This is a genomic window from Devosia sp. (assembly GCF_048261455.1).
Taxonomy (GTDB): domain Bacteria; phylum Pseudomonadota; class Alphaproteobacteria; order Rhizobiales; family Devosiaceae; genus Devosia_A.
This window is the reverse complement of the sequence record NZ_JBLXGA010000012.1, coordinates 35173-54969: the sequence shown is the minus strand read 5'-3', so window position 1 is coordinate 54969 and position 19797 is coordinate 35173. Positions and strand designations below refer to the sequence as shown.

Sequence of the window (19797 nt, the reverse complement as noted above, 5' to 3'; positions counted from 1 at the left end):
GGCGAAGAACCATGCCTTGGCGGCGGTTGCAAGCCGCCGATGGGTCGCCGTCGGCCGCCCGATCAGTCGGGGTTGGTGCGCAGCGCGATGGGGGTGCCGGTTTCGACGAACTGCAGCTGGGTATTGAAGGCGGCACCGAGAACGAAGATTTGGGCCGAATTGTACATCCACAGCAGCAGCACTACGGCGGCGGTGACTGAGCCGAAGCTGGCTTCGAAGTTGGAGAAGTTCTCGACATAGATCGAAAACACCGCACCGGCGACGAGCCAGACCAGCGAGGCGAGGATGGCGCCCGGCCAGATATAGGCGAACTTGCGGGGGTGCCGATCGGGGCCCCAGCGGTAGAGCACCGCGAGGACGAGGGTGGTCAGCGCCAGCAGGACCGGCCAGCGCAGCAGCATGACCAGCACTTCCTCGCCCGTGGGGAAGGGGATGAGGGCGGGGAGGCCGGCGACGGTGAGGAGCGCGAGGATGACGAAGATCGACCCGGCCACCGACAGGCCGACCGAATAGGCGACCTTTTTCAGGAAACCGCGCTGCGGCGTCTGATGGCGGACGCTGGCCATGGCGTAGAGCAGGGCATCGATGCCGCGCGAGGCACTCCACAGGGCGAGCGGCACGGAGATCAGCAGGCCGATGCCGAGGGTGAAGCGGGGCTGGGCGATGAGGCGCTCGAGCTGGCTGTCGACAAAGCCGAGTACGGTGGCGGGCAGGAAGGCCGAAGCGGTGTCGAGGGTGGCCTGGATGGTCGAAAGGTCGGCGAACAAGCCATAGATCAGGATGGCGGTGGCGATGGCAGGGAAGAACGACAGGAAGCCGAAGAACGCCGTGCCGGCGCAGCGCAGCGAGGTGTCCTGATTGCCGAAGGTCTCGACAATGCCCATCAGCACGCGCTTCCATTTCTCGAAACCGCGGGGGGGCGTCTCTGGTTTGCCGGTTGCGGTGTCGGGTGCCGTCGCGTCCATGGGTGCCGGTCCTTTTTGCATAAGGTCTCGAAGCTAACGGGCCGGCGGGCAATGGGTTGCCGCATATGTGGCGAAAGCGGCGAATGCGCTATGCTGGAGGAAGGACTCACCCGGCAGCGGAGACGGAAATGGCAGTATCGGCAGGTATGAAGCAGCGCCTGGCGCTGATCACGGGATTGCGGGGGCTGCTGATGCTGCTCTTTGGCGTGTTCGCGGTGATCTGGCCCACCGAGGCGCTGATGGTGCTGGTGGTGGCCGGTGCGCTGGTGCTGCTGGCAGCGGGCGTTCTGGGCCTGTGGGGCCTGACCTTCGGCGGAGAGAAATCGCCGAACTACTGGTTCGACGTGGTGCGCAACGCGCTGGCGATCATCGTCGGCGTGCTGATTTTGATCTCGCCGCTGTTCAGCACGGTGCTGACCGTCACCTTCCTCAGCGTGCTTATCGGCATCGAGGCGCTGGTGTTCGGCGCGATGGAGATCTTTCTGGTGGTGCGCGAGCGCGAAAGCTATGCGCGGATCTGGCCGATGGTGGTGCAGGGGGTGTTTTATATCCTCTTTGGCCTGGTGCTGGTGATCTTCCCGATGTTTTCGGCGATGATCGGCGCGATCTGGATCGGCATCATCGCGGTGATCTTCGGCGTCGGGCTGATGACCGTCGCCTGGCGAATGTATCGCGCGGCCTGAGGCGGCGCAGCCCAAAACGCCCGCCGGCCAGTGGCCGCGCGGTTTTGAAACAGGCGCTGCCCCGGGGACGAATCCGTGGGGCGGTGAAGCGGGCCGGCGAGGCCCTTGCCCCACGCGGTTGGTCCGCAAAAAAACGAGGCGCAGGCCTCGCCGGCCGATCGGGGTTTTGGGCCTATGGTCCCGGAGCCCGGGTGCATCCCGTGCCGCATCGCGAGGACGCGGGGGCAGCCTGACAGCCGGGCATCGCACCCTCGCTATCCGCCTCGCCCGGCCGCCCTTGGGGAGCGACCTTGCGTCCCTGGAAGGCCCCCCAAGGACGCCTTCCGCGCGTTTCGAGCGGCTTGACCGGCGAACCGGCCCATGCCGCGGAACTTTCAGCCTGCGGGGCAGCGACCCGCCCCACACCCGACCGCCCGCGCCCCAACCACTCGTCATGATCTCGCTTCGGCGCGCGGAACGAGGGCAGTGTGACACGGGGGGAAGCGACGGGGATAAGTTTGGGGGAGGGCGGGTTGCCACGGTCGTCGGTCATCATGCAGGGCATGAAGTGGGTGCTCTATTGACGACTTTGTGCCAGAGGCGGCCATGGCTCATGTGGAATTGCTCTCCTCCGCGATCTGCGAACAGTTGGGCCAGTACGTCGAATGCTGTGAGCCCTAACTATTGCCCAACCGGAATCCGCCGTCGCAGAACCACGCATTCTTGTGAAGCGCGCCATAGAGCGCACTTTTCCAAGAGTTAGCCGACTCCTCGGACCAAGACTCCCACTGATGTTTCAGCTCGCGCTTGACTGCGACAGCGCCGCCCCCTCCAGCGTCGTACACCCGGATCAGATTCCTCCTGATTCCACTCATCTCCCTGGCTGCCTGCTGGGTATACAGGCGCGCTAGTCCCAGCGTTTCGAATTGTTTCCTTAGCCGCGCGTTCAAGTCGTCGGACCACTGTGACTGAGCCTTCACGCGGAAAACCACCGCACAGACCGTCTGCTCCACGACCATTGCCTGCAACCAGATTTGCGAGGAAATGTCTTCGAAGTAGGGATGAAGCACCGCGTCGGAAGAGTTGCTTGGGGCTGCGGTCAACTTCGCTTTGTTACAATCCTTGCAACTCCCCACGAGATTGAGCGGGGTCACCGCAAGACTCGGGAACAGGGTCTTGGGCAGTACATGATCCAACGTGGACACGTCCCTATGATCGCAGTACGGGCATCGTCCGTCCCTGGGCAGGAGTTGGATCGCCGCATAGATCGATCGTCCCGGTCCGGCTTTGCTCGCCAACCTGCCGTCGTAGAGCGCGACCATCTCCGCAGTTGTGACCTGGTTAGCAACACCCACTCCCTGCGGCACGAGATGGAGCTCAGCAGCGGAGGCTCGAACGTCAAAGGCCTGAGAGTCATCAAGGATGGTCTGCTTGGCGGCCTTAAGCCTCGCCTTAAGATCCTTATTCCTTATCCTGGAGATGCAGGTGTCGAAGGTAGCGCCAACATCCATAGGGGGCTTGTCCACCGACCACATCAGTCGTCGCTCCCAATCTCTGGCTGATCCCTGTCTGCGATCAAGCTGCTGATGAGCGCGCGGCCCTCTGTGCCGATCTTCTCTTTAAATTTGTCGAGTACGTCGTCGAAATCGTCGTTGGGACCCACGGCGTCCTGCAGCATCCGCTGAAATCCCGATCGGGTGACCTCCAGACCGAAGACCTCGTGGGTTAGCACGCCGACGTGCTCCGCAAAGGTTTCCTGCACCGGTCGCTCGGCAACAGCGGCACCGCTATGGCGTCGAAGCTTCCACACGCATTCTTTGGGCACCTCCTGAAGGACGACGGGCGAGTGTGTCGCCACGATTGCTACACCATTTCTGTTGACGAGCAGATCGGAGATGGCCCTGATCAGGGCGGAGAGAAGAGGCGGGTGAAGGTGGGCCTCGGGCTCATCCATCAGGACTAGTGTTCGTTCCTCTACCTTCTCGACAAGTTTGGTGATCGTTAGGAGCACAATCTTGTGCCCGGAGCTGAGCCGTCGAAATCTCCTACCGGCTTCTCGCCCGAAATCGTCCTCGTCCAAATCAAGTAGGTTAGATATCTGGGCATCCTCGAAGATGGGGTCGCTCTGCAGAGTGCGTAGCGCGGTGCGCCATCGCGCCCGGCGTTTGCCGACCGAGCAGACTTTGGCGCTATCAATGAACTCCTTCGCCAGTTCGCTAGGCTGCTGAGTGATGGTAACCCAATCTCCCTCAGCGTCCTTGATCCGTTTCCGGAGGCCGACGTTCGTATATTGAACCCCCTTCAGTCGATTTCGACTGCCCTCGAGCATGGCGAAGTCGTCGAACGCGCTGAAGGTCACGGAGAGAACGCTGGCGAATGGGCTCTCGAATTCCCCGCCAATGAGATCGTCGGGGTCCGAGAACTCGCCGTCATCCTCGACATCGCCATTGGGACGGACAAGGGCGCGTGACATCGCGTTCAGGTAGAACGATTTGCCGACCCCATTCCTACCTACGATCACCTGCACGTTGGTTGGTGGTTTGGAAAGTGGACGCACCTCGAAGTCCAGTTCGATGGGGGCGAAGGTTGGATCTAGCTGCGCCGGCGACCGATAGTGAAAACGATACTCGGTCAGTCTAGCGCCACCCGATATGACGCGCTTGAACTGTTGGGCGACGGTTCGCCGCGTCACAGATCGCATTAGTGATCGGCCCATAACTCGTTCGGCGGACGCTCGCGCGAATAGGTCTTCGTCGCGGACGACGTCGTTCAACGCCGCGAGCAATTGGTCCGCGACTTCTTCGCCGAGTGCCAAAATGTCTTCGTAGTAGGAGTCGTCCTGGCCCAGCGAGAAGAACTCGGGACCGAGTTGATCGAACGCTAAGGGCAATGAGGGCCGAACCTGCTCGTCGCCCCAGTCGAATTGCCCGATTTTCACGCCTCCCAGCGGATGCCCGGTACCTTCTGCGTCGAAATAGGTCAGGGAATAAAGGGTGCTAAACTCCCACCAATCATTCCAATTGTCGGTCCAAAGGTAGCCGATATCCTTGCCCTCGCTTGGCACGGACGAATTGTTCTCAATCACTTTGAAGTGCACTCGATGATGCCCTTTCGTCACCCATATTATGACTATGTTGTAGATCAGGTTTCGCTCTAGGTTCTAGCTACCGACAGGAATATCAAACCTAGAAGAGCCTGTGATCTATGCTCCGCAAATCTAGGGAGGTCAGCTATACCCGTCATCATTGAATCACGACCCCACAGACCCAACCCGGTGGTCGCTTGGCTGCATACTAACGTGCGTTTAGACAAGCCGCGACCGCTCATCGAATGGCCGGAATTGGACTAGTGCTGCGATTGGTTGGATGTCCGCTTTGGGCCCAAAGGGGCATCAGTCGAGCGCCTCGGGGGAACCGGCGTGCTTGGCTGCTGCGAGAGACCTCAGGATGGACCCCGGGTCAGGCCCGGGGTGACACCGTGGGCTTGGCTGGTTCTGCAGGCAAATAGTGTTGAAATGGTGCGTGGCGTTAGGTGGTGATGAAGCAGCGTTTTTGCTTGGGCGAAGCTGTTTTGACGGTCCGTGAGACGGCGCTGCATTAACCGCAACACTGCAAGTCTACTTGTTCCGATGCAATCGCGCGTGGTTGGGTGGTGTGGCAGGGGCTCCGTTTGTGTCGCGTTGTTGCGGCGGGGAGAGGGGCGCCTCAATCCGCATTGGAGAGAGCTGTCATGCGTTCGGGCCGTTTTTTGAAGTTATGTTGCGGCATGCTTGCCGTCGTCGTGGGGAGTGCCGGGGGGATTTCGCCGGGTTATGCGGACCATTTCCGCGCCGATTGCGCGCATCCCTCGATCACCCAGTTCATGCGTTCGGAGATCAACAACGGCACCAACAAATACGGCAAGCCGGTGAAGGGCTATAAGCTGAAGCTGGTCGGGACGATGAAGGAGCTCGAGCGGGACGGGGCAAATCTGGTGTGCCGGGCGACGCTGCGCATCACGCTCAAAAGCGGCCGCTCGGCGACGCGCAATGCCAGGGTGAACATGGTGGTGCGCAACGGCAATATCGAATCGCTGAACTTCAGGATCCTGCCGGGGATCTGAGGGGGGCGTTTGCGAGGGGTGCGGTGGGGGCGCCTCGCCCTTCGGCGGGCTCAGGGTGAGGCGCGGCGCGTTCGGGGCTGGGGCTCGGTGTGAAAGCGCTTCGACCGGGAGGAAGGCAAGATCTCAGGATGGGCCCCGGCTCAAGGCCGGGGTGACATCGGGGTTGAGGTGACGCTGGTGCGTGCGCCTCGCCCTTCGACAGGCTCAGGTTGAGGCGCGGAGCGTTCGGCGCGTGGGGCGTTGAGAGCCCTGTGCAAAACGTCATCGCGGATGACAAAGGGCGCGGGGATGCTTACCTAGCCGCATGCGCTTTTCCGACGGCTTCCTCGATGAGATCCGGCAGCGCCTGCCGATCACGCAGGTGGTGGGCGAGCATGTCATGTGGGACAAGCGCAAGAGCCAGCCGGGGCGCGGCGACATGTGGGCGTGCTGCCCGTTTCATGGCGAGAAGACGCCGAGCTTTCACGCCGACGACCGCAAGGGCATCTACCATTGCTTTGGCTGCGGGGTGACGGGGGATCACTTCCGGTTTCTGACCGAAAAGGTGGGGCTGAGCTTTCCCGAGGCAGTGGAAAAGCTGGCCGGCATGGCCGGGGTGCCGATGCCGGCGCGCGACGCGCAGGAGGAAAAGCGCCAGGAGGTGCGGCGCTCGCTCTATGATGTGATGGAGGTCGCCACCCAGTATTTCGAGGCGGCGCTGAGCCATAATATCGGGGCGCGGGCGCGCGGCTACCTGCAGGAGCGCGGGTTCGGCGCCTCGGTGCAGACGCGGTTCCGGATCGGCTATGCGCCCGATGCCAGCAACGGGCTGAAGGAGCACCTCGCCGCCAATGGCGTGTCGGCCGAAGAGATGGTCGCGGCCGGGCTGGTGGTGCAGCGCGAGGAGCAGCCGCTGCCCTATGACCGGTTCCGCAACCGGGTGATGTTTCCGATTGCCGATTTCCGCGGGCGGATCGTGGCGTTCGGCGGGCGGGCGCTGTCGGCCGATGTGCCGGCGAAATATCTGAACTCGCCGGAAACCGAGCTCTTTCACAAGCGCATGACGCTCTACAACGGGCACAAGGCGCGCGAGGCGACGCGGAGCGGCAAGCCGGTGGTGGTGGTCGAGGGCTATCTCGACGTGATCGCTTCGGTGATGGCAGGGTTCGAGGGGGCGGTGGCGCCGCTCGGCACGGCGCTGACCGAAGAGCATCTGCAATTGCTGTGGCGGATGAGCGACAACCCGATCCTGTGCTTCGATGGTGACAGCGCCGGGCAGCGGGCGGCGGCGCGGGCGGTGGACCTGGTGCTGCCGCATTTGCAGCCGGGGCGCACGATCCTGGTGGCGACGCTGCCCGAGGGGCAGGACCCGGACGATCTGATCCGCGCGTCGGGGCGGGGCGCCTTTGCCGAGGTGCTGGAGCGGGCACGCTCGCTGTCGGAGGTGGTGTGGAGCCTCGAGTCGGGCGGCATGGTGCCGGAAACGCCGGAGGCGCGGGCAGCGCTGGAATCGCGGCTGCGGGCCAAGGCGGCCTCGATCGGCGATACCTCGGTGCGGCGGCATTATCAGCAGGCGTTCGACGAAAAGCTGCAGGCGTTCTTTGCGCCGGTGCGCGGTGGCGGGCGCTGGGATGGCGGCAATCGCAACAGCCGGGGCACGCGGCCGGGGGCGGGCCGGGCCAGCCCGCGGCTGGTGGTTTCCGATACGCTGCGCAATTCGCGGCTGATGCGGCCGGGGCAGACGATCGACGCGACGCCGCGCGAGGCGGCGATCATCATGGCGCTGGTCAATCATCCGGCGCTGGCCGAGAGCCGGCTCGAATCACTTGCGGCGCTCGATCTGTCGTCGCCGGCGGCGCGGAACCTGTTGGGGGCGCTGCTGCATCTGGTGACGCTCGATCACGATATTTCGTCCGAAGGGCTGACGGCGGCGCTCGGAGTGCGTGGATTCGGGCCCGCGATCGCCAAGATGTCGGATGTTCTGGCCCGGCAGGGGGTGTGGCAGAGCGCCATGGAGGTGGATGAATCCGACGCCGAGACCGGGCTGAAACACGCGCTGGCCTTGCATTACAAATCGGTTGAGCTAAATAAGGCTCTGAAAGCAGCCGAATTGGCGCTGGGCGACGACCCGAGCGAAGAAACCTTCGAGAGGCTGCGAGACATCCAGAACCAGATCACCACCGTCGATGGCACAGAGGCATTGATCGAAGGGTTTGGTTCGTTATCGGGGCGCGCGACACGGAGCTTTTGAGTGAGCTGCGGGTACGCGCGATTTCGTACATAGGCGAATCACTCTCGCCGCCCCTGTAGCGAGCCGATGAAGTTTCGAAGAAACTTTGCGCGACCTGACATCCTTTACCTTGTCTCAAGCCGTGACCACGTAACGACAGCGGCGTCCATCCACTACGGGCCCCCGGAGCACCAGAGCCACATGGCCACCAAGGCAGCGACACAGACCAAGTCCAAGGAAAACGAGAAGCCGGAGGCGACCACCGAGGCGCCAGACAGCCCGCTGCTCGACCTTTCCGATGCCGCCGTAAAGCGGCTGATCAAGACGGCCAAGAAGCGCGGCTATGTCACCTATGAAGAGGTGAATGCCGTTCTGCCGTCCGACGAAGTTTCGCCCGACCAGATCGAGGACATCATGGCGATGTTCTCGGACATGGGGATCAACGTCGTCGACGAAGACGAAGTGGAAGAGGCCGAAGCCGAACAGCCCGAAGAGGAAACCTCCAACGAGGTTGCCGAGCGTACGGGCACGGCTGTTGCGTCGAAATCCAACGCGCGCGAAGGCAGCGACCGCACCGACGATCCGGTGCGCATGTATCTGCGCGAGATGGGTTCGGTCGAGCTGCTCAGCCGCGAGGGCGAAATCGCCATCGCCAAGCGCATCGAGGCTGGCCGCGAGACGATGATCGCGGGCCTGTGCGAGAGCCCGCTGACCTTTCAGGCCATCATCATCTGGCGCGACCAGCTGAACGAGGCCGAGATTCTGCTGCGCGACATCATCGATCTCGAAGCGACCTATGCCGGCCCCGACGCCAAGCAGGCTGCGCCGGTGCAGCACAATGGTGCCGAACGCCCGGGTGGTGCTGCGGCCGAGGCGGCGCCGGCGGCCAAAAAGCCCTCTGATGGCTATGGCAACAGCAGTGACGGCGATGGCAATGGCGAGACGCAAAGCGACGACTCGTCGGATGACGATGACGACGATTTCGAGAATTCGCTGTCGCTCAGCGCCATGGAAGCCGAACTGAAGCCGCAGGTCGTCACGACCTTCGATCGCATCGCCGATCTCTATGGCAAGATGCGCAAGCTCCAGGACCGGCAGACCGAAAGCCGCATCGCCGGCAATGACGGCGCCAGCCCGGCCGACCAGAAAAAACTCGATGCGCTGCGCGCCGAGGTGATCACCGACGTGAAGTCGCTGAGCCTTAACAGCTCGCGTATCGAGAGCCTTGTCGAGCAGCTCTATGACATCAACAAGCGGCTGGTGCGTCTCGAAGGGCGGCTGCTGCGGCTCGCCGAGAGCTATGGCGTCAAGCGTGAGGAATTCCTCAAGGCCTATTACGGCTCCGAGCTCGACCCGAGCTGGGTCGAAAAGGTCGCCGAGCTGGGCGGCAAGGGCTGGTCGGAATTCGCCAAGCGCGACGCCGATACGGCCAATGAAATCCGCGGCGACATCCAGACGCTGGCCAGCGAGACCGGGCTCGATATCGGCGAGTATCGCCGGATTGTTCACAAGGTGCAAAAGGGCGAGCGCGAAGCGGCGATCGCCAAGAAGGAAATGGTCGAGGCCAACCTGCGCCTCGTGATCTCGATCGCCAAGAAATACACCAACCGCGGGCTGCAGTTCCTCGATCTGATCCAGGAAGGCAACATCGGTCTGATGAAGGCGGTGGACAAGTTCGAGTACCGCCGCGGCTACAAATTCTCGACCTATGCCACCTGGTGGATCCGGCAGGCCATAACACGTTCTATCGCCGATCAGGCCCGCACCATCCGCATTCCCGTGCACATGATCGAAACGATCAACAAGATCGTGCGCACCTCGCGCCAGATGCTGCACGAGATCGGCCGCGAGCCGACACCTGAAGAGCTGAGCGAAAAGCTGCAGATGCCGCTCGACAAGGTGCGCAAGGTGCTCAAGATCGCCAAGGAGCCGATCAGCCTCGAGACGCCGATCGGCGACGAGGAAGATTCCAACCTCGGCGATTTCATCCCGGATTCGAATGCCATTCAGCCGATCGATTCTGCGATCCAGTCGAACTTGCGTGAAACGACGACACGCGTGTTGGCCTCGCTGACGCCGCGCGAGGAGCGCGTTTTGCGCATGCGCTTCGGCATCGGCATGAACACCGACCACACGCTGGAAGAAGTCGGCCAGCAGTTCTCGGTGACGCGCGAACGTATCCGCCAGATCGAAGCCAAGGCGCTGCGCAAGCTCAAGCATCCGAGCCGCAGCCGGAAGCTCAGGAGCTTCCTGGATAACTGAGGAACAAGGGCGGCTTCGGGCCGCCCTTTTCATATGCGCTGGACAGGGCCGGAGCGGACGCCTACCACCAGAGCAGACAAAAACAGCTCAGGGAGACCATGATGTCGTTTTGGAAGAACCTGTTCGGCGGGGGCAATGCGGGCGCGGAGACGAAGTCGTCGGAGCCTGCCGTGCTGGGAGAGGAGAGCTACAAGGGCTTTCTGATCAAGGCCTTGGCGATGTCGGCCGGCAGCGAGTATCAGCTGGCCGGGCAGATCGACAAGGAGATCGACGGCGAAGTGCAGAGCTACAATTTCGTGCGTGCGGACCGGTTTTCGTCCAAGGATGACGTCGCCAGCTTCGCCCTCGCCAAGGGCCGCCAGATCATCGACGAGCAGGGCGAAGGCATTTATCGCTAGGTTCTCGGGTGCCGTCCGAACCGCCCCGCGCTCAGGGGGATGGCGAGGCGGAACGCTCCGGAGCGCTCGCACTTTTTCGGGGGCTTTGGCCGCCATGCCTGCCGTCTGCGGGCCCGCCGGCGTCACCGCCAATGCCGTGGCCCAGCTGCTCAAGCACCGACGGCCCGTCAAACGGCACGATCAGTCTCTGGGTCGAGAACAATGCGCGCTTGCGAATGGCGCGATGAACCTGGAAAAGGAGATTGCTGGTGGCTGATACAGTGCACATCGCTTTTGCTGTAGACAGCGGCTATTTCAAACAGGCTTCGGTGACCATGGCATCGATAGCAGCGAACGCCGCTCACCCAGAGCGGCTACGTTTCCATGTCATCCACGCAGAAGAGCCGGCCTGGGTCGAGGCCCGGATGAGATATTTCAAGGCATGGAATGTCAGCTTTGTGAAAGCCGAAAATCCGTTTCTGATGGCCGATCTTGGCGGTAGCCATGTCAGCGCGGTCGCGATGATGAAAACGCAGCTGCCGGAACTGCTTTTGGACCTGGATAGCGTGATATACGTAGACGCTGATGTCGTCTTTACACATGATATTGAAAAGCTATGGAACTGCGAAATAAGCGATTGTGGCATTGCTGGTGTCATCGACTTCGGTATTTACAAAAATATTTCAAGACAAATTTATAAAGAGGAGTTCAAATATAGAGATTATTTAATATCGCAAGGTTTGGATCCGGGGAAAATGATCTATGTTAATTCTGGGATTCTGTACATGAACCTTGCGAAGCTGAGGGCGTCGGGATTCTCAGCTAAGGCAAGGGGCATGAATTCGAGCTACGTGGGTAAGCGATACTTTGTGGATCAGGATATCATAAACATCCTCGTAAACGGGTCAGTCGTAGTGCTTGATCCTCGGTGGAATGTGCTGGCCAACACCGTCTCGCGGTCTGGCCGAAGGAGGCATCATTATATTCCTGCCCACGCTCGCCACGATCTAGATCTGCAACTTAGTCAGCAATGGGCAATCCACTATGCGGGGCCGTCCAAGCCGTGGAAGGATGGCAGCGTCTGGGGTGCCGAACTCTGGTGGAAGTATGCGAAACTCGGCGGTCTGGACTGGCCGACGGTCGGGATGAGGCCGCTGACAATCAATCAGATGCTGATGGAGTATATGCTGGATTTCCGCAGCGTATTGTCGAAGTTTGCCTACAATTGGAAGACGCGCTCATAACCTCGCCAGTTTTCGCGCAGCTAGCAGCTGTCTTGAGCTTTTGGGGCGGACATCGCCTGAAGTGGACGAGAAGGTACTAGCTTAATGGTCATGAAACGGTCTACTCTACGCAGGTGCAGTCGTATCGCTGTTTCACTTCGCTCTCCGGATTTCGCTGTAGCGGCTTATGAAGGTCTGTCCCGCGCGCTGGGACTTGAGCACGAGTTCATCCAGTACCGGGTCTTGGGTCTGTTGGGCAGCACAGAAGGGCGGGCTTTGGCGGCGGACGTTGCTGATCGGCGGGAGCAGCAGCATAAAGTACAGGGCAGGCCAGAAACGCGTCGATGGCGGGCGGCCGCATACCGGCGGTTCGTACAAATGAAATACGACGGCATCCGTGCTGTGCTCGGGCGAATTCGACCGGAAGTCGTCTATGTGTGGAATGCCGAACGCGAAAAAGGTCGAGTCGTCGCGCAAGCGGCGCGGGACCTTGGGATCCCCGTATTGGTATTCGAGCATTCACCTATTCCTGGCACCCTCACGATAGACCCAGCGGGAGTAAACGCACGTGCCTCGGTGCCTCGCGACCCTGCCTTTTTCCTTGACTGGGCCTCGGGGCGTTCGACAGACATTTGGCGAGGCAGGGCTTCGGGCCTCGTCGCGCGCAAACCGCGCTCGCCCGTCTCCGCCAGCCCGTCGCAACTTCCCCAGAACTTCGTGTTCTTGCCACTACAGGTGGCCAACGACACGCAAATCGTCCTCAACGGTCGGTGGGTCCCGTCAGTAAAGGAGATGCTGCGGCTGGCGATCCGACAGATAGACCGGCTTCCGAATGGATGGTCTCTGGTGGTGAAGGAGCATCCATCGTGCAGGATCGGCAATGCCGATGTGCTTGCGCTGAACCGAGATCACCCTCGCCTCGTGGTGAGTGAGTCAGAGGACACATTTGATCTCGTGCGGCGCTCTCGTGGTGTGATGACGCTTAATTCTTCAGTTGGGCTGCAGGCGTTTTTTTTCAACAAGCCGTTGCTTGTGTTGGGCGATGCTTTCTACCGTCAGCCGGGACTGGTGGAGGTCGCGGAGAGCGAGGCAGATGTGGGAATGAAGTTTGAGGGCGCAGCCGATTGGGCGTTCAATTCATCCTTGCGCGACGCCTTCATGACATGGCTCTGCGAAGAGTACTATGTGCCGATCGACGATAGCAATCCTTACAACATCAGCGAGCGCGCTGTTGAAATGGTAAGTCGATTCCTGCCGCCACGTTAGTGCGTGAGGTAATATTTGAGGTCGTGGTTCGGTGCGACCAACTACAAGAGTTGGTCCCCGATCTTGCGTCTTCCCGCCGACGTATTGCCGCTGATCGCCATTAGCAAACCACAGACACTTCCGAAGTGTCATACTGCAATAATATGCAACGCACGGATTACGAATCCGTTTGACGCGACTAATGCGGTCTACAGATGTTCCTTCAAGAGCTCCAACCTAACCGCGGTTTGGAGCGAAATGTCGTCTTTGACGACGCCATTTTGTGTTATTCGCGTCCATCATTGGCAAGATATCTGGTGCGACCGCGAGGCGCACTTGACGGGCTGTTAGGAGCTCTCCTGTCTTGCCGAACGTTAAGAAGATGCGACCGATATGTTTGAGGCTATCGCGTAGTTTAGACAGTCGGCCAAGGAAAGTACGTCGGCGACCTCGCTTCCGGCGCCCGTTCCGTCCTTCGCTCAGGTCGCTCTTGCCGACGCTATGAGATGCGTCGCCCATCTTACCGATTTGGAAAGCAAGCGCCGGACTGACTTGGTATATGCGATCTGAGTAAATGTAGCCTCCATTTCGACTGAATATTAGACTGTCCTGGCATACGTCATCGATCTCAGGCGCGGCCAGCAAACGTTTAGCAAAATCGGCGGTAAGGAGGTACGCTGCGCCTCCTAGGCTTGAAGACATGAGACGGTGCTTGTACACCCCATCTGCTGTGGTCGAGACCCGACGACCGAGAAGTGCACTAGTCCTATGCGTTTCAAACTGTATTGCATCTACATTGGGTTTCAGGAGATTTGGGTCCGACAAAACTTTGGGCAGTTGATCCGATATATAGGCGTCGTCTTCCATGAACAAAGCGCAAGAGTGACCCCGGTCCAGCATTGTTTGCCAGGCCTTTCGATGACTCAAGCTGCAAGCTACTTCGTTCGGCGAGAGTCGCCTTTCAGGGGGAAGTTTGGCTTGGCGAGATCGTGTCACCTCCGGAATACCCTCGGGTGTCAGAGCATCAATCCTTTCAGCGCTCATTCCGACACGGTCGAACTGCGCTTGCATGTGAGCAAGGCGATCTGGCCGCGACGACAGATTAATGAAAAAGGCGGGCGGAATAGGCGTCACCGTTTTTTGCTCCAAAGGATTGTGTTCAGTGGATGTAAGTCTCGGCACTTTCTACGAGCACAAGGTTCGATCAAGCAAACGCGCCGCTGACAGAAATAGTCAACCAGCTGTTTGTCATCCTGGCGTGTGCTCTCGGTGGTGCGCCCAACATTTCAGTCTGGAGGTGGATCAGTTCATTTCCGATCGGTGTCGCATCTAGGCGACTGTTGTTCCGCTAGTATTATACTCATGGCAGCAGATCACATTTGATCCGTTGCCGTCGTGGCGCAATCCCCCGGTGGTTGATGATTGTCATGTAAATTGAACGAACCGAGTAAGAAAGGTCACTGGTGGCTTTCCGCCATCGTGCTCGGAAAGACTTTGGTCGCGGTGGCGCCGACCTTCTTGCTGGTGTCAAGTCGCTCACCCGAACTCTATTTGCATCGGAACTGAGGAAATGCAATTGGGCGCAAGGCGCGGGGTCCAATTGCATTAGTGCGCCGTTTGGAACCACTCCGCCGCGTCGCATAAATAGATAACCATCTATGGACAGGGCGGAGAGGCGAGAATCCGACAAGCTCTTCTGCGCCATTGCCGCAGTAATTATGTAGGCGCCGGCGCAGATGTCGGATGACAACATCGCTCTTGCAGTGAAACGTTCCGCTAGGGTTGCCCTGATGCTTCCTAGTCTCACACGCTTATTGGAGCACTCTAGGCGGAGTATATCCGCGCCAAACAAATCGATTTCCTGTGATTCCACAATTCGCGGGAAGGCGGCGCCTAAAACCACGTCATCCTCCAGTATCACGGCTGACCTTAGTCCTCGCTGCAGCATTAGCTCCCACGCCCGCTGGTGACTTAGCCTGCAGGCCACCTCGGAAGGAGTAATCGCCCAAGGGTGGTGGGGGTCCGCGAAGGGTCGAAGGTCCGATTGCGTTACCTCGGCTAATGTTGCCGCTTCAATACGCTCGGCCGTTATACCCAGCCTTACAAACTGATCTTCCATGAAGTGGCGCCTGTCGGTCCTACGCGCGAGATTGATGTAGAAGATTGGTAGCTGTGCCATCGCGCCTAGATGCCGCATTCGTCTCCGATCATTGTACACTAGGCACTTTGCGCGGGGAACCGATTGTATGCGGGATACTCTTACTCAAGCGCCTTGTTGACCGCGGGTTTCACGACGGTGCCGAGCAGTTCTATGGCGTGCATGACCTTGGCGTGGGGGAGGGTGCCGACGCTGAGTTGTAGGCCGAAGCGGTCGTGCTTGAACCACGCGTGCTGCATGAGGATCTTGTCGACGACCTCTTGAGGCGAGCCCATGAAGTAGGCGCCATCCGGGCCGGCTCCGGCCTCGAACTGGGCGCGGGTCGTCGGCGGCCATCCGCGCTCGCGGCCGATGCGCGACATGGCTTCGTGATGGGCCGGGAAGGCGGTGTCGCGGGCGTCCTGTGAATCGTCGGCGACGAAACCGTGTGAGGAGATGCCGACCCAGAGCTTTTCGAGATCGTGTCCTACCTTGGCGGCGGTGGCCCAGTAGAGGTCGACCAGCGGTTTGAACTGCTGCGGGTTGCCGCCGATGATGGCGAGCATCAGCGGCAGGCCATAATAGGCGGCGCGGGCGACGGAATTGGGCGTGCCGCCGACGGCAATGGAGATGGGCAGCGGGTTCTGGACCGGCTTGGGGAAGATCTCGATGCCGGGAATGGGCTTTGTGTGCTCCGAGCCCTCCCAGGTGACCTTGCCGCCCTCGCGGATGCGCAGCAGTTCAGCGAGCTTTTCCTCGAACAGGTCGTCGTAATCCTCGAGGTCGTAGCCGAAAAGCGGGAAGCTCTCGATGAAGGAGCCGCGTCCGGCCATGATCTCAGCACGCCCGCCCGAGAGCAGGTCGAGGGTGGCGAACTGCTGCCAGACGCGGATGGGGTCTTCGGAACTCAGCACCGTGACGGCGGTTGACAGGCGAATGTTGCTGGTGCGGGCGGCGGCAGCGGCAAGGATGGTGACCGGCGCGCTGGCAACAAAGTCGGGGCGGTGATGTTCGCCGAGACCGAAGAAGTCGAGGCCAACCTCATCGGCGAGGCGGACTTCCTCCAGCAGATCGCGCAAGCGCTCTTCGGGGCTTTGCAGATGGCCGTTGTTCAGCGGGTCGGGCGTGTTTTCGGCGAAGGAATAGAGGCCAATCTGCATGATCTGCTCCTTGGGTGTCGCCGATAGATGACGCTTTGGGGCGCGCGGCCACAAGAACGCACAGAGCTGATACCGGGAGCAGGCGCGGGCGTTGGCAGCCGGCGCGGATCAGAGGGCACACAGGACCAAGGGCCCCGACATTGCTGTCGAGGCCCTTGGACGCTGACCGTTGACCGGCCAGGCATTGTCAGATTTCAGCGACGCATAGCGTCCTTACTGTGCAGCCGGAGCCGTCTCGGCCGGGGCAACGGGGGCGGTCTCAGCCGGGGCCGTCGCGGCCGGGGCGGTGTCCGCCGGAGCCGTCGTGGCGGGAGCGGTTTCCGCCGGGGTGGTCTCGACCGGTGCCATCGGCGTGTTCTCGGTGCCGGTCGTGCCCTCGCTCATCGGGGCGGGCTCGACGACGGCAGGCGCTTCAATCGACGGCGTCGTGGTCACGTTGACGTCGGTGCTGGAGGGGTTGTTGGCCGAAAAGACCAGATAGGCGATTGCCAGCAGGGCAAGAGCGACGATGATACCGACGAACCAACCGGTCGCGCTCGACTCGCGCGTGTAAACAGGACGGGTGGTCGTGTCAGCAGTGTAGGCGGGATCGCGTTCGGGGACAGCCATGGTGAGCTCCTTCGTTGGAACGGTGTTGCTTCAAGAACGTGTGTTCACCAAGAAGGGTTCCGCGAAGCTGCGGGCTTTGTGATTGATTCCAAAAATAGTCGTAACGCTATGATTCGTAAGAGAATTTAGCGTCATGGCGAAACTGAACTCTGGCTTTCGGCGGGCCATGTTGTGGCGGTTTCGTGGCGGTGATCGCCATTGTGTCAGGTGGGAGCATCCGGTGCCTCGCTGGCGGCACCGACAGCGCCGTTTGAGCGCTCAGGCAGGTGTCGCGAAGCTTGACGTGGGGCCGGAATAGGAAAGGGCCGGGGAGATGTTCCCCGGCCCTTCCAGTTCTAATGATCGTTGTGCGATCAGCGGTTCGCGACGGTGATCAGCGGGGTGATGCGCTTGATCGACACGCGACGGTTCAGACGCTCGGACTGTTCCGTATTCACCTTCGGGAAGCGCTCGCCATAACCCTGGGTCACCAGGTTCTCCGGCGGGACGCCGTAGAAGTCGGTGAGGATACGGGCGACCGTGTTGGCACGTGCATCCGACAGGATCAGGTTGGACTCGGCGGAGCCGACGAGATCGGTGTGGCCTTCGATGAGGAAGGTCTCAGCCGGATTGTCGTCGAGCAGCGCCAGCATGCCGTTGGCGACCTTGCTGAGGGCACCGACCTGGTTGCGGGAGATCGTCGCCGCCCCCGTGTCGAAGGTCAGACCACCGACTTCGATACGACGCACGGTATCGCGGATACGCGCCGAGCGCTTGACGTCCTCGATGCTGTAGATCTCACGGACCTGCTCGACCGGCGGCTGACGGAAGAAGGTTTCGACCTCGTCTTCATCGGCGGACTGCACATCCAGCACATAGTCGCGCACCGGAATGGTCAGACGCAGCCGCGGCAGATCATTGCCCGGGTCACGCCAGTTGCCGAACTCGCGATCGTCCTGATCGTCCCGGCTATAGGACGCCAGCACATATTCGCGGCCGTCAGGCATGATGCGCGAGCGCTTCAGCACCTCACCATAGCGATTGCGGATCGTGACGATCTGCACACCATTGGGACGGACGACGGTTTCCTTGATCCGGCCACGACGGAGTTCCTCGTAGTAGACTTCGTCCTCATCGTCGTCGGTGATGCGGTCGAAATCCTGCGCAGGGTTGGAGATGACCAGGTTGACGCCGATGTTGAACAGGAAGCCGGTGTTGCGGAAGTCCGGACGACCGTCCGTGCGGTCAGCGGTTTCCTCGGTGTCGCCACGGCGGCCGTCACGATCCCGATTGCGGCCGTCGCGGTCGCGGCGTTCCTGACGGAAGGTGCGAACGTCGGAGGGCGTTTCGAAAGCGGGCAGAGCAGAAGCTTCGATGGCCTCACCCTGTTCTTCGGACGGCGGCGCAGTGTCGGCTTCGGCCAGATTGGCCTGGGCTTCCTGGTCGGACGTCGGAGCCGGAGCTGCCGGTTCCTCTGCGATCTGCTCGGGGGCCGGTTCCTCGGTGCCGGCAGCGGTGTTGCTCTCGGCTTCCTTGGAGCTGTCGAGCACCGGAGCGGCTTCTTCGGGCGCAACAGTCTCGGGCAGCACTTCGCTGGTCTCAGGCGTCACGGGCTCATCGGAACCCGCCATCTCGGAGACCGGGGTCTCCTCTTCGGTCGTCGCCTGGGCCGGGGCTTCGGGCAGCGGCGGCAGAGTCATGCCGTACTGCTCGAGGCACTGGTTGACGTCGGAGACGCCCAGCTGCTCGCAGATGTCGGAGAGCCGACGGTTGGCAGCGTCGATGGTCGACTGGCCGTCCGGGTCGCCTTCGCCGATCTGGTTTGCACCAACAGCGTAGAGCTCGACCGCATTGGCGAGTTCATCTTCGAGGCTGGCCTGCAGATTCTGCTCGGCAGTCACTTCGGCATCGCCTGCCATTTCAGCGTCCGCTGATGCGTCAGCCGGCGGGACGTCAGCTGCGGGTGCTTCCATAACGTCTTCAGCAGCAGGCGACGTATCGTCTGCGGGAGGCTGGGGCAGCGGCGGCAGTTCGCCACCAATGCATGAGGCGATATCGGCATAGCCGTTGTCGGTGCACAGCTGCGAAATGCGGGCTTCGGCCGCGTCTGCGCGGGGCTTGGCACCTTCATAGTCGCCGGCGACGGCCTGATCGAGCGCCGCCTGGTATTCATCAAGGGCGGCCTGGAGATCGGCCACGAACTGCGCCTGAACGTCCTCCTCAGAGGTCGCGGGTGCGGCTTCCTCGGCGGCAGGGGCAGGCTCCTCAGCTGCGGGAGCAGGTTCTTCAGCTGCCGGGGCAGGGTCCTCGGCGGGAGCGGGCTCTTCTGCAGCAGGCGCGGTTTCTTCAGCCGGGGCCGGCTCTTCCATCGTCGGCGCAGCTTCTTCGACGGGGACGACTTCGTCGACAGGCGCCGCTTCCTCGACCGGAGCAGCTTCCTCGACCGGTACAACCTCTTCGACGGGGGCTGCTTCTTCAACCGGGGCTGGGTCCTCGGCTACAGGCGCAGGCTCTTCGGCCACCGGCGCGGGTTCTTCGGCGACCGGAGCGGGTTCTTCAACTGCCGGCGCGGGTTCTTCAACTGCCGGGGCAGGCTCTTCAGCCGCCGGGGCAGGCTCTTCAGCAGCGGGCGCGCCGCCGCTGGACATCGCGGCGATGCACTCGTCCAGGCTGGCGTAGCCGTTGACGATGCAGCTTTCTGCCAGCGACTGGCGGGCAGCGTCGATCGCGGCGTCGTCACCGGAGGATTGAGCTTCGAGGTAGGCCTGGTACTCGGCTTCCTGGGCGCTGGCAGCGCTCGGCAGGAAGGCAAGAGCGACCAGACTGGTACCGGTTAGGAGCCAGTTTCTTAGGCGCATTATCAATGTC

Annotated in this window: 15 protein-coding genes; 7 read left to right on the top strand and 8 right to left on the bottom strand. The window is 61.3% G+C overall.

The genetic code is table 11. The annotated features are described in order from the left end of the window. Nucleotides 1-62: 62 nt before the first annotated feature. Nucleotides 63-965, bottom strand: a complete 903-nt coding sequence (locus ACN0TK_RS13255; protein WP_417309982.1) for a YihY/virulence factor BrkB family protein — start codon at nt 963-965, stop codon at nt 63-65. 128 nt (nt 966-1093) lie between these two features. Here ACN0TK_RS13255 and ACN0TK_RS13250 point away from each other — a divergent pair, with 128 nt between their 5' ends. Next, nucleotides 1094-1648 carry an HdeD family acid-resistance protein gene (locus tag ACN0TK_RS13250; protein WP_417309981.1) on the top strand — a complete coding sequence of 185 codons (555 nt, stop codon included), beginning with the start codon at nt 1094-1096 and terminating at the stop codon, nt 1646-1648. Nucleotides 1649-2304: 656 nt separating this feature from the next. Here ACN0TK_RS13250 and ACN0TK_RS13245 read toward each other — a convergent pair. Both ACN0TK_RS13245 and ACN0TK_RS13240 read right to left on the bottom strand, forming a co-directional pair. Next, nucleotides 2305-3162 (bottom strand): HNH endonuclease, encoded by an 858-nt coding sequence (locus ACN0TK_RS13245; protein WP_417309980.1) that lies wholly within the window; start codon nt 3160-3162, stop codon nt 2305-2307. Next, nucleotides 3162-4724: an ATP-dependent nuclease gene (locus ACN0TK_RS13240; protein ID WP_417309979.1), complete on the bottom strand. Its 1563-nt coding sequence runs from the start codon at nt 4722-4724 to the stop codon at nt 3162-3164. Before ACN0TK_RS13240 ends, ACN0TK_RS13245 begins: the two co-directional genes overlap by 1 nt. Nucleotides 4725-5356: 632 nt before the next feature. Between ACN0TK_RS13240 and ACN0TK_RS13235 the strand changes: the two genes are divergently transcribed. The 6 genes from ACN0TK_RS13235 to ACN0TK_RS13210 all read left to right on the top strand — a co-directional run bounded on the left by ACN0TK_RS13235 (nt 5357) and on the right by ACN0TK_RS13210 (nt 13065). Then, nucleotides 5357-5728 carry a hypothetical protein gene (locus ACN0TK_RS13235; protein ID WP_417309978.1) on the top strand — a complete coding sequence of 124 codons (372 nt, stop codon included), beginning with the start codon at nt 5357-5359 and terminating at the stop codon, nt 5726-5728. Between the two features lie 304 nt (nt 5729-6032). Beyond that, entirely contained in the window at nt 6033-7958 is a 1926-nt protein-coding gene (dnaG, locus tag ACN0TK_RS13230; protein ID WP_417309977.1) for a DNA primase, read from the top strand. A 180-nt stretch (nt 7959-8138) separates the two neighbouring features. Beyond that, nucleotides 8139-10199 (top strand): RNA polymerase sigma factor RpoD, encoded by a 2061-nt coding sequence (gene rpoD / locus ACN0TK_RS13225; protein ID WP_417309976.1) that lies wholly within the window; start codon nt 8139-8141, stop codon nt 10197-10199. Nucleotides 10200-10300: 101 nt separating this feature from the next. Beyond that, complete coding sequence (locus ACN0TK_RS13220; protein WP_417309975.1) at nt 10301-10597, top strand: HlyU family transcriptional regulator; 297 nt, start codon at nt 10301-10303, stop codon at nt 10595-10597. Between the two features lie 248 nt (nt 10598-10845). Next, nucleotides 10846-11820: a glycosyltransferase family 8 protein gene (locus tag ACN0TK_RS13215; protein ID WP_417309974.1), complete on the top strand. Its 975-nt coding sequence runs from the start codon at nt 10846-10848 to the stop codon at nt 11818-11820. A 357-nt stretch (nt 11821-12177) separates the two neighbouring features. Then, nucleotides 12178-13065 carry a hypothetical protein gene (locus tag ACN0TK_RS13210; protein ID WP_417309973.1) on the top strand — a complete coding sequence of 296 codons (888 nt, stop codon included), beginning with the start codon at nt 12178-12180 and terminating at the stop codon, nt 13063-13065. A gap of 216 nt (nt 13066-13281) precedes the next feature. On the opposite strand, the gene ACN0TK_RS13205 is transcribed toward ACN0TK_RS13210, so the two are convergent. The 5 genes from ACN0TK_RS13205 to ACN0TK_RS13185 form a co-directional block, all read right to left on the bottom strand. Beyond that, nucleotides 13282-14178, bottom strand: a complete 897-nt coding sequence (locus tag ACN0TK_RS13205; protein ID WP_417310072.1) for a glycosyltransferase family 25 protein — start codon at nt 14176-14178, stop codon at nt 13282-13284. Nucleotides 14179-14404: 226 nt separating this feature from the next. Continuing rightward, a complete protein-coding gene (locus ACN0TK_RS13200) occupies nt 14405-15223 on the bottom strand; it encodes a glycosyltransferase family 25 protein (RefSeq protein WP_417310071.1) in 819 nt (272 codons plus the stop codon). 80 nt (nt 15224-15303) lie between these two features. Next, nucleotides 15304-16341: an LLM class flavin-dependent oxidoreductase gene (locus ACN0TK_RS13195; protein WP_417309972.1), complete on the bottom strand. Its 1038-nt coding sequence runs from the start codon at nt 16339-16341 to the stop codon at nt 15304-15306. 213 nt (nt 16342-16554) lie between these two features. After that, the gene (locus ACN0TK_RS13190) at nt 16555-16950 is read right to left on the bottom strand and encodes a hypothetical protein (RefSeq protein WP_417309971.1); all 396 of its coding nucleotides are present in this window, start codon (nt 16948-16950) and stop codon (nt 16555-16557) included. Nucleotides 16951-17303: 353 nt separating this feature from the next. Continuing rightward, a complete protein-coding gene (locus ACN0TK_RS13185; RefSeq protein ID WP_417309970.1) occupies nt 17304-19787 on the bottom strand; it encodes an OmpA family protein in 2484 nt (827 codons plus the stop codon). Nucleotides 19788-19797: the final 10 nt, after the last annotated feature.

Coding starts and splice junctions, on each gene's coding strand:
- ACN0TK_RS13220 (WP_417309975.1), top strand. CDS start 10,301: ATGTCGTTTTGGAAGAACCTGTTCGGCGGGGGCAATGCGGGCGCGGAG.
- ACN0TK_RS13190 (WP_417309971.1), bottom strand. CDS start 16,950: ATGGCTGTCCCCGAACGCGATCCCGCCTACACTGCTGACACGACCACC.
- ACN0TK_RS13195 (WP_417309972.1), bottom strand. CDS start 16,341: ATGCAGATTGGCCTCTATTCCTTCGCCGAAAACACGCCCGACCCGCTG.
- rpoD (WP_417309976.1), top strand. CDS start 8,139: ATGGCCACCAAGGCAGCGACACAGACCAAGTCCAAGGAAAACGAGAAG.
- ACN0TK_RS13250 (WP_417309981.1), top strand. CDS start 1,094: ATGGCAGTATCGGCAGGTATGAAGCAGCGCCTGGCGCTGATCACGGGA.
- ACN0TK_RS13245 (WP_417309980.1), bottom strand. CDS start 3,162: ATGTGGTCGGTGGACAAGCCCCCTATGGATGTTGGCGCTACCTTCGAC.
- dnaG (WP_417309977.1), top strand. CDS start 6,033: ATGCGCTTTTCCGACGGCTTCCTCGATGAGATCCGGCAGCGCCTGCCG.
- ACN0TK_RS13185 (WP_417309970.1), bottom strand. CDS start 19,787: ATGCGCCTAAGAAACTGGCTCCTAACCGGTACCAGTCTGGTCGCTCTT.
- ACN0TK_RS13200 (WP_417310071.1), bottom strand. CDS start 15,223: ATGGCACAGCTACCAATCTTCTACATCAATCTCGCGCGTAGGACCGAC.
- ACN0TK_RS13210 (WP_417309973.1), top strand. CDS start 12,178: ATGAAATACGACGGCATCCGTGCTGTGCTCGGGCGAATTCGACCGGAA.
- ACN0TK_RS13235 (WP_417309978.1), top strand. CDS start 5,357: ATGCGTTCGGGCCGTTTTTTGAAGTTATGTTGCGGCATGCTTGCCGTC.
- ACN0TK_RS13255 (WP_417309982.1), bottom strand. CDS start 965: ATGGACGCGACGGCACCCGACACCGCAACCGGCAAACCAGAGACGCCC.